Source organism: Streptomyces sp. NBC_00457 (genome assembly GCF_036014015.1).
Lineage (GTDB): Bacteria > Actinomycetota > Actinomycetes > Streptomycetales > Streptomycetaceae > Streptomyces.
This window is the reverse complement of the sequence record NZ_CP107905.1, coordinates 5,160,756-5,174,075: the sequence shown is the minus strand read 5'-3', so window position 1 is coordinate 5,174,075 and position 13,320 is coordinate 5,160,756. Positions and strand designations below refer to the sequence as shown.

At 68.3% G+C, this 13,320-nt stretch carries 15 protein-coding genes; 4 read left to right on the top strand and 11 right to left on the bottom strand.

The window, feature by feature from the left end:
• Nucleotides 1-35 precede the first annotated feature (35 nt).
• The 6 genes from OG828_RS23495 to OG828_RS23470 form a co-directional block, all read right to left on the bottom strand.
• Entirely contained in the window at nt 36-878 is an 843-nt protein-coding gene (locus tag OG828_RS23495) for a transglutaminase family protein (RefSeq protein ID WP_328360126.1), read from the bottom strand.
• 2 nt (nt 879-880) lie between these two features.
• Nucleotides 881-1,813: an alpha-E domain-containing protein gene (locus tag OG828_RS23490; RefSeq protein WP_328439489.1), complete on the bottom strand. Its 933-nt coding sequence runs from the start codon at nt 1,811-1,813 to the stop codon at nt 881-883.
• Nucleotides 1,810-3,351: a circularly permuted type 2 ATP-grasp protein gene (locus OG828_RS23485; protein WP_328502231.1), complete on the bottom strand. Its 1,542-nt coding sequence runs from the start codon at nt 3,349-3,351 to the stop codon at nt 1,810-1,812. The genes OG828_RS23490 and OG828_RS23485 overlap by 4 nt, the downstream gene beginning before the upstream one ends.
• 113 nt (nt 3,352-3,464) lie before the next feature.
• The gene (locus OG828_RS23480; protein ID WP_328502230.1) at nt 3,465-3,719 is read right to left on the bottom strand and encodes a type II toxin-antitoxin system RelE family toxin; all 255 of its coding nucleotides are present in this window, start codon (nt 3,717-3,719) and stop codon (nt 3,465-3,467) included.
• On the bottom strand, nt 3,716-4,063 hold the full coding sequence (locus OG828_RS23475) for a hypothetical protein (RefSeq protein ID WP_328502229.1): 348 nt from the start codon (nt 4,061-4,063) through the stop codon (nt 3,716-3,718). Before OG828_RS23475 ends, OG828_RS23480 begins: the two co-directional genes overlap by 4 nt.
• Nucleotides 4,064-4,127: 64 nt before the next feature.
• Nucleotides 4,128-4,574, bottom strand: a complete 447-nt coding sequence (locus OG828_RS23470; RefSeq protein WP_328502228.1) for an ATP-binding protein — start codon at nt 4,572-4,574, stop codon at nt 4,128-4,130.
• A 264-nt stretch (nt 4,575-4,838) separates the two neighbouring features.
• On the opposite strand from OG828_RS23470, the gene OG828_RS23465 reads away from it, so the two are divergent.
• Entirely contained in the window at nt 4,839-5,726 is an 888-nt protein-coding gene (locus OG828_RS23465; protein WP_328502227.1) for a helix-turn-helix domain-containing protein, read from the top strand.
• A 5-nt stretch (nt 5,727-5,731) separates the two neighbouring features.
• Nucleotides 5,732-5,917 carry a DUF397 domain-containing protein gene (locus OG828_RS23460; RefSeq protein WP_328502226.1) on the top strand — a complete coding sequence of 62 codons (186 nt, stop codon included), beginning with the start codon at nt 5,732-5,734 and terminating at the stop codon, nt 5,915-5,917.
• 24 nt (nt 5,918-5,941) lie between these two features.
• Here the strand turns inward: OG828_RS23460 and OG828_RS23455 are convergent, their stop codons facing one another.
• From OG828_RS23455 to OG828_RS23445, 3 genes are all read right to left on the bottom strand, one after another.
• Entirely contained in the window at nt 5,942-7,759 is a 1,818-nt protein-coding gene (locus OG828_RS23455; protein WP_328502225.1) for an FtsX-like permease family protein, read from the bottom strand.
• A gap of 451 nt (nt 7,760-8,210) precedes the next feature.
• Nucleotides 8,211-8,870, bottom strand: coding sequence for an ABC transporter ATP-binding protein (locus OG828_RS23450; protein ID WP_328502224.1), 660 nt, complete (start codon nt 8,868-8,870; stop codon nt 8,211-8,213).
• Nucleotides 8,871-8,999: 129 nt separating this feature from the next.
• A complete protein-coding gene (locus tag OG828_RS23445) occupies nt 9,000-9,305 on the bottom strand; it encodes a hypothetical protein (protein ID WP_328502223.1) in 306 nt (101 codons plus the stop codon).
• Between the two features lie 409 nt (nt 9,306-9,714).
• Here OG828_RS23445 and OG828_RS23440 point away from each other — a divergent pair, with 409 nt between their 5' ends.
• Nucleotides 9,715-10,737, top strand: a complete 1,023-nt coding sequence (locus OG828_RS23440) for a helix-turn-helix transcriptional regulator (RefSeq protein WP_210579868.1) — start codon at nt 9,715-9,717, stop codon at nt 10,735-10,737.
• On the opposite strand, the gene OG828_RS23435 is transcribed toward OG828_RS23440, so the two are convergent.
• Together OG828_RS23435 and OG828_RS23430 are read right to left on the bottom strand one after the other, a co-directional pair.
• Nucleotides 10,700-11,680: a helix-turn-helix transcriptional regulator gene (locus tag OG828_RS23435; protein ID WP_328502222.1), complete on the bottom strand. Its 981-nt coding sequence runs from the start codon at nt 11,678-11,680 to the stop codon at nt 10,700-10,702. The two genes, OG828_RS23440 and OG828_RS23435, sit on opposite strands and share 38 nt — an antisense overlap.
• Nucleotides 11,677-12,714: a helix-turn-helix transcriptional regulator gene (locus OG828_RS23430; RefSeq protein WP_328502221.1), complete on the bottom strand. Its 1,038-nt coding sequence runs from the start codon at nt 12,712-12,714 to the stop codon at nt 11,677-11,679. Before OG828_RS23430 ends, OG828_RS23435 begins: the two co-directional genes overlap by 4 nt.
• Nucleotides 12,715-12,980: 266 nt before the next feature.
• Here OG828_RS23430 and OG828_RS23425 point away from each other — a divergent pair, with 266 nt between their 5' ends.
• Complete coding sequence (locus OG828_RS23425; RefSeq protein ID WP_210579881.1) at nt 12,981-13,319, top strand: hypothetical protein; 339 nt, start codon at nt 12,981-12,983, stop codon at nt 13,317-13,319.
• Nucleotide 13,320 lies beyond the last annotated feature (1 nt).

The window sequence follows — 13,320 nt, the reverse complement described above, 5'->3', positions numbered from 1 at the left end:
GAACACCCGGCCCTCCCCTTGGCGGACCCGCCGGCTCATCCCACCCTGGTGAACTCCACCGTCACCTCCGGCGGCCCGCCCGCCACACCCCGGTAGATGCCCTTGTGCGGCGTCACGTCGTCGTAGTCGCGGCCCCGGCCCACGACCACGTGGGACTCGTCGGGCCTGGTGCGGTTCGTGGGGTCGTAGCCGCACCAGTCGCCTGCCCAGTACTCGACCCAGGCGTGGCTCTGTCCCTCCACGGGACGGTGCAGTTCGGCCTCGCGTACGGGGTGGAGGTAGCCGGAGACGTAGCGGGTGGGCAGGCCGAGGGCGCGCAGGAGGGCGATGGTGACGTGGGCGATGTCCTGGCAGACGCCAGCGCCCTGCTCCCAGGCCTCGGCGGCCGAGGTGGTCACGCCGGTGGCGCCGGGGATGTAGGAGACGTGGTCGGCGACCAGCCCGGACACCGCGATCGCCGTCCCGTGCGGGTCCAGGCCGGCGGAAACCTCCCTCGCCCGCTCCACCAGCTCCGCCGGGACGGTCGTACGACTGGTTGCGTTCGCGAATTCGAGGAGGCGGGAGTTGGCGGTGCGCGCCGCTATCCCGGTCCAGTCGGGGGCCTCGGGCAGGGGGGCCGCCGGGGCCGTCTCGACGAGGCTCGACGCCGTGATCGTGACGTCGGCGTGCGGGTCCATGAGGTCGAAGCCGGTCACCTGGGTGCCCCAGTAGTCCCAGTACGACCAGGTCGCCGTCGCCGGGGCGATGCTGACCCGGGCATCCAGGGTGGTCTGTCCCGGCAGCGTCAGCGGGGTCATGCGGACCTCGTTGTGGGACGAGGCGGCCGGCTGGGCGTACGAGACCTTGGTGATGTGCTTGATGCGGAGGCGGCGGGTCATGCTCACGCTCCTTCCTGGGCCCACTCGACGGGCCCCTGGTACGGGAAGAACCGCTCCGCCACCGCTTCGGCGGAGGCCATGCAGGACTGCCGCAAGTCGGTCAGCAACAGGGGTAGTTGCTCTTCCAGGGCATGGGAGTCCAGATACTCCAGGCGGGTGCGTATCCGGCCGATCGGGCGGCGTGCCGGGTCCTGGCGGGGGCGGCCCAGCGCCGTCAGGCACTCCTCGGCCGTGGTCAGCGCGTGCAGCGCCGAGCGCGGGAAGGCCCGGTCCAGGAGCAGGAACTCGGCGACCCGCGGGCTGTCGCCGAAACCGGTGTGCACGCGCGCGTACGCCTCGTCAGCGCCGCTCGCGCTCAGCAGCGTCGTCCAGTCCGGGGCGTGGGCGGCGTCCAGCACACGCACGGACAGCAGCCGCACCGTCATGTCCACCCGCTCCAGGCTCCGGCCCAGCACGACGAAACGCCAGCTGTCGTCCCGGCTCATGGTGGAGTCGGCGAGGCCGAAGAAGAGGGCGGCCCGGCTGCGGACCAGCTCCAGATAGGCGTACGGGCCGGTACGGCGGGCCGCGCGCCGCTGTTCGCCGAGCGCGTGCCAGGTCGCGTTGAGGCACTCCCACATCTCGGAGGAGACCGCCTCCCGCGCGCTGCGCGCGTTCAGCCTGGCAGCGCCCAGCGCGCCCTCGATGGAGCAGGTCGAGTGGGCGTCGAACGCCAGCTGGTCGAGGACCTGCTGCATGTCCACGCGCTCGTCGCCCGCGTCGACGCCGAGGATCGCGTACAGCGACCGGCAGGCCGCGTCCTCGTCGCGCCAGGGGTCCTCCAGCATGCGGTGCAGATATGCGTCGAGGATGCGCCCGGTGGCGTCCGCCCGCTCGACATAGCGGCCGGTCCAGGTCAGCGCCTCGGCTATCCGGGACAGGATCACATCGTTCACTGCTGCGCCCCTTCCTGTACGACGGTGGGGGAGCCGTCGGGTCCGAGCTGGCGGGGTGCGACCTCCGGGAGGCCGCCGGCGGGCGCCGGGGCGGGCCCTTCGGCAGGGCCCTCGGCCAGCACCCAGGTGTCCTTGGAGCCGCCGCCCTGGCTGGAGTTGACGATCAGGTTGCCCTCCTGGAGGGCGACCCGGGTGAGGCCGCCGGGGAGCACCCAGATGTCGTTGCCGTCGTTGACGGCGAAGGGGCGGAGGTCGATGTGGCGCGGCGCCATCCGCTCGCCCGCGAGGGTGGGGGAGGTGGACAGGGCGACCGGCCGCTGCGCGATCCAGCCGCGGGGGTCGGCGGCGACGGCCTGCCGGGTCCGCTCCAGGGTCTCGGCGTCGGCCTTCGGCCCGATGACGATGCCCATCCCGCCCGCGCCGTCGACCGGCTTCACGACCAGCTGGTCGATCTGATCGAGGACGGCCTCCAACTGGCCGGGCTCGTCGGGCCGGTAGGACTCGACATTGGGGAGAATCGGTTCCTCGGAGAGGTAGTAGCGGATCAGATCAGGGACGTAGGTGTAGAGCAGCTTGTCATCCGCAATCCCATTCCCCACGGCGTTCGCGAGTGTGACATTGCCTGCCGTGGCGGCGCTCAGGATGCCGGGGCAGCCGATCACCGAATCGGGCCGGAAGTGCAGCGGATCGAGGAAGTCGTCGTCGAGCCGCCGGTATACGACATGGACGGGCACCTCGCCACGCGTGGTCCGCATCCAGATCCGGTTGTTCCGGCAGACCAGGTCGTGCCCCTCGACCAGCTGAACCCCCATCAGCCGGGCGAGCAGGGCGTGCTCGAAGTAGGCGGCGTTGCTGGGACCGGGGGTGAGGACGACGACCCGGGGGTCGACCGTGCCGCCGGGTGCCGCGGCCCGCAGCGAGGCGAGCAGCCGCTGCGCGTACCCGTCCACCGGCAGCACATGCTGCTCCGTGAAGAGCGAGGGGAAGATCCGGGTCATCGCCCTGCGGTTCTCGATGACGTACGACACCCCGCTCGGGACCCGCACATTGTCCTCGAGCACCCGGAAGTCCCCGGCCTCGTCCCGTACGAGGTCGATGCCGGCGACGTGGATGCGCACCCCGCCGGGTGGTTCGACCCCGTGGGCCGCCCGGTGGAAATGGGCGGAGTTGAGCAGCAGCCGCCAGGGCACCACACCGTCCTCGAAGGCGCGGCAGTGCCCGTAGGCATCGGAGAGGTAGGCCTCCAGGGCGCGCACGCGCTGGGCCACCCCGCGCTGGATGAGATCCCATTCCAGGGCGTCGAGGATCCTGGGCACGAGATCCAGCGGCCAGGGCCGTTCCTCGCCCGCGAAGGCGTAGGTCACCCCACGGTCGGTGAACGCCCGGGCCATCTGGTCCGCCCGGAAACGCAGCTCACTCGGCTCGATCGGCTGCAGAGCCGCCAGCACCGGCTCATAGGCGGTCCTGACCTCACCCGGCCGCACAAACATCTCGTCCCACGCATCGGCCAACGCGTACGCGTCAAATATGTCCGCCATGACTGGACGTTAAGGGCGGTACGTAACGCGGCGATCACCCGGTGATTTCGGGCAGCTCACGCGGCGAATCGCGCTCCGGGCGGCCCTGAAGGCAGCCCGTGTCTTTGCTGTGGTCAGAGAGGGGTGCTGCCGACCATGAGGATCTTGATCGATACCGTGGAGCCGTCGATCTCGTAGGTGGCACGGTAGACGCCGACGCGTAACCTCCGCAGGCTGGTGCCGCCGAGCTTGCTACTCGTGGCTGGCTCCGGATCTCCGGCGAGCGCGTTGATCGCTTTGAGGAGCGGCTTCACGGCGTCTCCGTCACGGGTCCTGAGTCGCTTGAGGCCGTCGGAAGCGGACCTTTCCCAGATGATGGTGTAGCTCAAGAGGCTTCCGCTCCCGTAACGAGGGCTTCGATCTCGGCCTGGGTGGTCGTGGGGCCGCCCGCGGCTCGTGCGTACAGGGATACGGCAACGTCGGCGAAGTCGATCGCTTGCTCGCGTGCGTCCTCGTCCACCGCCGAGTCGGCGAGTGCCTGGGTCCACCAGTGGTTGAGGAACGCGTCGAAGCCGCCGGAGTCGGCCAGGGCGCCCAGCTCCGTGTAGAAATCGGCGCGGTGGTCGAGTCGCAGGGCGGATCCGATTCCGTCGACGGTGTGCGGGACGACCTCTCCGCTGAACCCGGTGGCTTCCTGGGCCTCGGTCACCGCGTCCTGCCACTCGATCGCCATGTGCGTCTCCTTTCGCCGTGCGGCCAAGGTACCGCTGCGGCACCTTCGCAGACGGCCGAGCAGACTACGCATCCGCCACACCTCGAAGGTCCAGCTCCGCCCAGACCGTCTTGCCCACGGTGAGCGTCTCCACGGACCAGCGGTCGGCGAGCGCGCGGACGATGAGCAGCCCCCGGCCGAACTGGTCATCGGTGGTGGAGGGGCGGGAGTACGGGAGCCGCTCGCTTCGCGGGTCGGTCACGGCGACGCGCAGGGCAGTGGCCGTGAGGGACGTCTCGACCTGAAACAGGCGGTCCGGTAGACACCCGTGCAGCAGGGCGTTCGTGCACAACTCGCTGGCCAGCAGCGCTGCGTCGCCCGCCGCGCCGGGGTGGCCCCAGTCGACGGTGAGTTGGGCGACGTGTCTGCGGGCGAGGGCGATGTTACGCGGGAACGGGGTGTAGCTGACGGCGTCGTAACGGTCGTACGGCTTGGGGCTTTTGGAGTGGTGGGGAGGACAGGAGTCGGTCACGGGGGCGCACCTCCTTGTGCGGGGGCGGAGTGCCCGGGGTGGACGCCAGGAGGGTGGGGGAGGTGGCTTCGCCTTACGGCCCTGGGGTGGGCAGCATGGTGCGCTTCCGCCAACTGGTGTCGCTGTGTGGGCGATTGAGTACTGACGGTAGTGCTTGCGATGGGAGGCCAGCAAGTCGCTTGCCAGAAAGATGTACTCGAACTGGCTTGCTTGTAGTACGGTGTCGCCGCGGGCTGTGGCCAACTCAAAGGCGGGAGAGACGGGATGACAGGCAGGGACCGGGACCCTGATCGCGGCAAGATCGTGTCAACAGTGCTCGCGCGCCGACTGGGGGGTGAGTTGCTGCGTATGCGTGAGGCATGCGGAATGCGCCAGCCTCATGCCGCTGAAGTGCTGGCGGCGTCTGTGTCCAAGGTCGCCAAGATGGAGCGTGGCGGCGTGCCCATGCGGGATCCGGACATCCGTGCGCTGTGCCACCTGTACGGCGAGACCGACGAAGTCGCGATCGAGCGGCTTTTGGCGCTGGCGCGCACCGATCGAGAGAGGCGCAAGGCCAAGGGATGGTGGAATCAGTACCCGCAGCTCTCTGCCATGGTCGAGTACGTTGCTCTGGAGGACATCGCCACCAGCATTCGTACCTGGCAACTCGCCTTCATCCCTGGGTTGTTGCAGACGCCGGACTATGCGCGTGCTGTGGCGGTGGGCGCCGGTTCGTGGGAGGGTCCGAGCGATATCGAGCCCTTTGTGGAAGCGAGGCTTGCCCGCCAGGCGCGACTGCGATCGGAGCGCCCGCTGGAGCTGTGGGCCGTGATCCACGAGGGGGCGCTGCGTCAGCTCGTCGGTGGCCGTGACGTGATGCGGCAACAGCTGGGGCATCTGCTCGAACTGGCCGTTCTGAGCACGGTGACGATCCAGGTCGTGCCGTTCTTGGCGGGCGCCAACCCGGGCATGATCGGGGCATTCAGCATCATCTCGTTCGCCGAGCCTGCAGCGCTGGATGTCGTACACATGGACGTACCTTCTTCTACTCTCTGGTTGGAGAGCCAGGAGGACGCCGCCCGCCACGGCCGGACCTTCGACCGCATCGCGCGGGTTGGGCTGGCGGAGCGCAACGCCGTCGACCTGATCGAGACCATTCGCAAGGAGTTGTAGGCCCGGTGACCGAGTTCGAGTTCGTCAAGTCCAGCTACAGCGGCGGAGATGCCGGCCAGGAGTGCGTCGAAGTCGCCCGCAACATATCCGGCACCGTCGCCGTACGGGACTCCAAGGACTCGGACGGTCCGATACTCCGGCTTGCGGCGGAGACGTGGGGGGAGTTCGCCGCGCACGTAGGGAGGCGCTAGCCCGGTGGCAAGCCGAATCAGGAGTTAGTCACCGCGGGGCCGCCAGGCGACTGCGTGGCGAGCGGCGACGCTGCCACAGGCCAGGGCAACCACTGTGCCCGCCAGAGCCACCACGACCAGGCCCACCAGAAGAAGCGGCAGTGACATCCAGCCGCCCTTGCCGAGGTTGATCAGCAAACCTCCGGGAAGGGCTGCCACTACGGCCCCCACGGCTCCGACCACGCTCAGTGGGATCGCCATGTTCCAGGCGGCGATGCCGCTGTAGAACCGGCGGTCGGTACGGAAGGCGGACAGCGGACCGAGCGCCCTCGCCTGTTCCAGGAAGATTCCTGCGGCACCCAGGGCGCCCGCAGCGGCGAGGGCCGCAAGCCCGATCAGGGCGACGTCGAGCAGCCAACGCGTCTGGGCGGCCTGGGCAGCTGATCCCAGGTACCACGACTGACCGGGCAGGGCGGTCATGGGACCGAACAGGTGCTGGAATGCGGCCCGCTTGATTCGGCTGAGCCCTTCATCGCCGTTTGAGTTGCGCACCAGGAAGCCGTAGAGGGCCTTGTCGCCGTGCGTCGGTGCCTCGCAGGTGCAGACCGAGGCGATGGGGGCGCTGACCAGGTCGCCGTCACGCAGCACGTTCGCACCCGCAGGGGTGAGTTGGGTGAAGACGCTTTCCGGGGATTTAGGTGTGGACGGACAGGAGGCCACCTGTCCGAGGGCACGGAGGCTCTTGCACGTACCGGTGAGCCGCGTTTTCGGAGTATTGGCCGATGTGCCCGGCTCTGGTGAGTACTGCAGGACCTCATCGTGGCCCAGGGCGGTCGTGAAGGCGGCGGCGGTCGCTGGAATGTCTCGGGAACGCACCTGCACGAGTTCGGCTCCGGATGCCTGGTAGCGGTCCCGTGCTTCGGCTGCAGGGCCGGTGAACTGCGTTGTCAGAACCTGGCCGATGGTCACAAGTCCGAGGCCGACCACGAGTGCGGCGCTGAGGCGTGCCAGAGTCGCCGGGCGCGCGGCGAGCCACCGGCCGGCGACGATACGTACGGGATCGCCCTTGGCGCCGCCTCGTTCAGCGAGACGGCGGCCAAGCACACGTGCGAGGTGTGAGGCCGAGTAGGGAAGTGCGATCAGCGCGACGACGGACCCGGCGACGAATCCGAACCTTCCCTCCACCTGGCGGTGTTCGGACCCCCAGGCCGCGACGGCCAGCCCAAGTATGAACAGGGTGTGCGGCCAGCGAGCCGTTCGGCTGCGTTGGCGGGTCGGCCTGGTGCCGGTTCGGCGGGGCCTGCGGATCCCCGCCAGGACTGTGAGCAGGATCAGACAGACGAGGACGCCCAGGCTCAGGACCGGCAGCTTGGGCAGGGCTGCTCTCAGGTCGTGCGACCAGACTTGATAGCCCGTGAACGGCAGCGTGGGTGACGTCCACGACAGGGCGGTGATGGCGGCAGACGCCGCGATCACCGCGAGTGCGACGGGTTTCCACGACTCGCCTGCCAGAACCAGGGCACGCACGCGGGTGGGCGCCCCCAGCGCTTCGAGGAGTGCGAGACGGCGGTCCCGGGTGTCGGCTCGACTGCGCACGGCCACAAGAATCAGGGCTGCTGTCGGGAGGGCCGCCATGAGCAGGATGAGCAGGTCCAGCTCGGCCACTCCCCGGTCGAACTGATGGCTGCTCACGAAGAACATGGCCTGATTCGGGTTGCCGAAACCGCGGACATACGAGTTCGGCTCGAAGACCTGCTTGAAGAACGCCGACTGCGAGGGGTTGACGTAGGCAACGAGCTCGGCGGCGTCGGCAAGACCGTTCTGCCCGATGGTCCCGGCGAACGATCCGTATCGGTGCTCCATCTCCGGAGCCGCGGCAGGAGCGATGGAGAGAGGAACGTCTCGCCGCGCTTGGGCCATCGATCAAGCCCTGGAGGGGGCGGTGTGCCAGGGCGCGTCTCGCGGACGAAGATCACGGAGACACTGCGGTCGCCGACTGTGTCCGGCCGCTCCCACCACCGTGCCACTGCGGAATCAGTGTCGCCCTGGGCCACCGGGATGGGATTGCGTGCGGTCATCCGCTGGTTCCGCTCGGCATGCACGGTGTGAGCCGCAGCCGAGACCCACAAGGTCAGTAGTGCGAGGAACGCAGCGCAGGCCAGTGATGCCTTGTGCAGTCCGCCGCCGCTGCCCTTGCCTGCGCGATGGCCAACGGCCAGCGCAACTCGGAGACGGCCCCCTCGCCCTGCGGCCGTACGGCCCGGAGACTTGGTCCGAGACGACGTATCTACGGTCCTGGTGTCAGAAGGCATCGTCATCGCTGATTCACCGCACCGTTGGTCTCGTGGACGGTGTGCAGCCGCCCTTCACGCATGGCGAGAACGCGGTCGGCCCGAGAGGCGACGTCCGGGTTGTGGGTGACGACAACGAGAGCGCAGCCGTGGGATGCGGGAAGGCGGAACAACAGGTCAGCGACGGTGTCGGAGGTCTCGCTGTCGAGTGCTCCGGTGGGCTCGTCGGCGAGTATGACGCGCGGCTTCCCGATCAGGGCCCTGGCTACCGCGACGCGCTGGCGCTCGCCGCCCGAGAGCGCCCCGCACTCGGTGGCTGCTACGGAGGCGACCCCCAGATCCTTGAGGAGCACTTCCGCCCAGGCGTACGTCTCGGCTGTGGGGACGCCGGCCATGAGTGCGGGAAGGGCGACGTTCTCAAGCGGGCTCAGCTCCGGGAGCAGCTCACCGAACTGATAGACCATTCCGATGGTGCTGAGGCGGACAGCGGCTCTGCGCCCCGGTGAGAGCGCGGTGACTTCCTGGCCGTCGACGGTGACGGTGCCTCGGTCGGGGGGCGTGAGCCCCGCGAGACAGCTGAGCAGGGTGCTCTTGCCGCATCCACTGGGGCCTGTGATGGCCACGCTTTCACCGCGGTCGATGTGCAGTGTCAGCGAATCCAGGATCACTCGAGTGGCGATCATGTAGTGCAGATCCTGGGCGTGAACGCCAGTGGGTGTGGGGGGCATACGGCATCTCCGGTTCCTGGGGTCACGAAACCCGCGAACGGCGGTGGTGCAGAGCCTGACACCCTGCACCACCGCCGTCAGTTTCTAGTAGCGGTACTCGAAGCTGGACCAGGCGTCCGGAGCGAAGTCGCGGATCTGGTGGGCCTGGTGACGGTAGACAAGGTTGGTGCTGTTACCGCTCGCGTTGCAGTGGCCCACGCCGCTGTGCTCCGCAACGGTTCCGTGGCTGCCGCTGTCGCGGTAGTAGTTGCTCTCGACGTAGTTGCCGTCGCTGTCGCCGTCACAGATCTTGGCTGCCTTCCAGCCGTTGATGGCATAGGAGCAGCTGTTGTAGGCGCACACCTTCGCTTCCGCGGTCGGAACTCCGACCACGAAGGTGGAAACGGCCATGAGACCCACTACTATGCCTGCACGCTTTCGCATGAAGACTCCTTTGCTGAGGTGGACTGCGATCGTGAGAGTGGGTGCGGCGGAGCAACGCCGCGCCCACTGCTTTTCGTTGAGCCAGGTTGGCAGGCGTGACGCCACGGCTCATCCCCGTCGTGGTCAGGCCGCGTGTGACCGGCGTTCCCGGTTGATCAACCATGTATTGCCTGGGCGTGTGTAGATAGCCTCATGATGTGCTCATGCCTGATGGTGAGGGGTGGATAAAAAGTGCACAGTGTTGTAATTGGGAAGCTCTATCGGGCCTGAAGTTGTGTAGACGGGTGGCGGCATCCGATCCGGGCTGTGTTGCGGAGCAGGTCCGGTCCCTTCATAGTTGCGCTGCAAAGAGGCTGAACCGGGGGTGGGATGGGCGATGGCCGGGCACGGGACGGACGAGCATCCACACGGTGCTGACCGACTGTGCGACGCGGGGGATCGCGTGTATTCCCGGGCCGTACGGCGGGGCCGCGTGCGGCGTCAGGACGCGGAGCCGGTGCCGTGCCTGCTCGAACTCGCCCTGCTGCATCCGGACCCCGACGACATGGACTGGCTGGTCCCCACCTCCCCGCAGGAGGTCATGACCCGGCTGCTGCGCGGGGTGTACGACGAGGTCAGCGCGAGCCAGCGGCGGGTCGGGTCGGTGGTGGCAGCCGTGGAGCGGTTCGCCGGACTCGGCCCGCGCCTTTCGTCGGTGCCCGCCGAGGGCACCTCGATCCGGGTCCTCGACGGCCTCTCCCGCATCCAGGCCGCCATGGACGAGGCGACCGAGGCGTGTACGTCGGAAGTGCTGACCGTGCAACCGGGCGGCATCCGCCCCGAACACGAACTGACGGAGGGCCTCCATCGCGCCCTGGCCCTGCGCGGCCGGGGCGTGCGTATGCGGGACCTGTACACCCACGTCGCCCGGCACGGCCAGGGCCTGCTCAACTACCTGGAGCTGATGGGCGACGCGGTGGAGGCCAGGACCCTCGACGAGGTCATCGACCGACTGATCCTCTTCGACCGCACGGTGGCCTTCATCCCGGCGAACGCGGACCGCACGCTGGCGTTGGAGCTGCGTCATCCGGCGCTGGTCCAGTACTTGGTGACGGTCTTCGAACGGCTCTGGCGCCTGGCGATCCCCGTGACCGCCGCACTGCCCGACACGGGCATCGAAGGCATCTCACACCGTGAGCAGTCCATCGCGGCGCTGCTGGCTGAGGGCCATCAGGACGCGGTGATCGCCGAGCGGCTGGGGATCAGCGTCCGCACCTGCCGTGCCCACATCGCGCGTCTGTCGGAGACGCTGGGCGCGGCCAGCCGTACGCAGTTGGGCGTCCGTATCGCCCAGGTGGGGCTCGATGGCCCGTCCCGCCCCCTCATTGTTCCCGGTCAAGAATCCCCGACTGTCCGATGAGGTAACCGAGTTGGGCCCGGCTGTCACTGCCGAGGGTGGCAGCGAGTTTGGCGATGTGCACGCGGGCGGTGCGGATGTTCATGCCGAGGCGTTCCGCGATGACGGCATCCGTGTGGCCTTCGACGAGGAGGCTTGCGATGGCTCGTTGGCGGGGGGTGATGCCGTCGAGGGTGGGGCGTTGGACGGCTTCGGGGTACATGGGGGTGGCGAGGCGCCAGAGGCGGTCGAAGGTGGTGGCGAGGTAGCCGACGATCGCGGGGTGGCGGATCTCCAGGGCGAGGGTGCCGTCGGGGTTGGCGGGGATGAAGGCCACCGTGCGGTCGAGAATGACGAGGCGGTCGGTGATCTCGTCCAGGGAGCGGGCCTCGTCATCACCATGCAGCAGCTCGTGGTAGCCGACGATGGCGGGCACATGGCGAAGGGTGTGCTGGTAGAGGGTCCGGGACCGGCCGCCACGGTCCAGCAGAGCCTGGTCGCGGGCCAGGGCCACGAGCCGGGCCGACTCGCCGCGCTCACCGAGAAGACCGGCGTGAGGCTGGACGCAAAGCGCTTCCTGGCGCGCGTCGGCCATGGCCTGGGTGATGGCGCGGTTGATCTGCTCCGTGCCGTTGAGCACCGTGATCGTCGGTGTGCCCGCTGCTGCCGTATGCCGGCCGTCGATGCGCATCAGAGGCAGGAACACGGAGGTCAGCCGCTCCTCGAGCCGCCGCTCGTCGGCGATGCGGTCCTCGACGGTCCGAAGCAGCCGGTGCAGGGCATGGGCCGGTGCGACGGGTTGCAGCCACCGCAGATCCTCGGCGTCCGGCTGCAGGAGTCCCAGGTCGACCAGGCACGGCGTCCCTTCCACGGCTTCGGCACCCACCCGCCCCTCCCGCAGGGCATGGGCGTACAGGTCCAGGCCCGCGTCGCACAGCTCCTCCGCTCCGTGGGTGTGCGCCGTCACGGGTGGCGGTCTCCTCCCGGTGCCGATTGGTCCTGCTTCAGGATCCCCGACTGCGCTATGAGAAAGCCGAGTTGAGCGCGGCTTCCGCTGCCGAGGGAGGTGGCCAGCTTGGCTATGTGGGCCCGGCAAGTACGTACGTTCATGCCCAGGCGGCGCGCTATGGCCTCGTCGACATGCCCTTCGACGAGGAGCTTGGCGATGGAGTGCTGGATCTCCGTGATGCCGTCGGAGGCCGTTTCGTATGGGGCGCCCGTGCTCAGCGGTACCGCGCGGTCCCACAGGAACTCGAAGAGCTTGATCAGGTAGCGGACCAGGCCGGGGTGCCGGAGTTCCAGAGCCACCTGCTGGTCGTCGCGCGCGGGAATGAAGGCGACTGCCTCATCGCAGATGATCAGCCGCTCGACCAGTTCGTCGATGGTGCGGTACTCCGCCTTGCCGTTGGACAGTTGGGACGTATAGGCCAGCTTCTCCGGGCTGTAGCGTGCCGTGTGCTGATAGAGGGTACGAATCCTCACACCACGTTCGATCAGCTCCCGGTCCCGCTCCAGCCCCTGCATGAGCCTGCGCTCCGGACGGTTGCCACTCGGCTGGATTGTGAGCATCTCGGACGTGCACTGGGCCGTGGCAAGGTTGAGTGCCGCGTTGATCCGTTCTCCGCCCTCCAGCACTGTGATCGAGTCGGTGGCCGTGGTCGCCTGGGCACTGAGCGCCATGAACGGCTCGAATGCATCGGACAGTTCGATCGACAGGCGCCTGCGTTCCGTGATCTCGTGCTCGATGGGATTGAGCCGCTGGGCCAGGGCGACTGCAGGGGGTACGGGGCGCAGCCACTCCGGATCGTCAGGGTCGGGATGGAGGAGAGCGAAGTCCATCAGACAAGGAGCGGGCTCCACATCGGCGCGGGCGATGCGTCCCGTGCGCAGCGCGTTCGCGTAGAGGCGTCCCCCTTCGTCGCACATCTCGCTCACAGTATGGGGATGCGTCGCATTAGTCCGATTCATCACCAAATCTCCACCCCCCAGGGTCCTGAACATGCAGGAACATGATGCATCGATAGTGTGGCCATGACGTGCCTGAATGAGCCATCGTCTTACTCGACGGGGGAAGAGGGACCTTCAAGTGAGGACGAAGCCGACTATGCGTAAGAGAATGCTTCGCTCGTTTCTTGTCGTCGCCTTCTCCGCCGTTGTGGCCTTCGGAGCGCTGAGTGGCCTCTCCGGTGAGAAGGGTGACGTAAGGGCGGACAGTGCCTGGCCGGCGATTGCTGTTCCCGTCGCGCCTGACACCGAGGGGAAATGACGTGACCACCCCACCCGACGACCGCTCCTTCCGCCGTGAAATGGCGACCGCCTACCGCTCCGGCTGGCACTTCATCGACCTCGCCACCGCCATCCCCCACAGCGGTGACTCGCTGATGGTGACCGTCTTCGGTGAGCCGGTCGTCGTCACGCGGGACGAGGACGACGACGTCCGGGCGTACCGGTGTCTGCGGCGTCCCCGGGGGGCGCCGCAGCCGGTGAGGTGTGCCATCCGATACGGAATGATCTTTGTGAACCTCGACCAGCGTGACCACCAGCTGGCCGAGCCCGAGCCCTCGGCCGCCCCACAGGCCGTCCCAGCCACCCCCCGCAGTGCCTGAC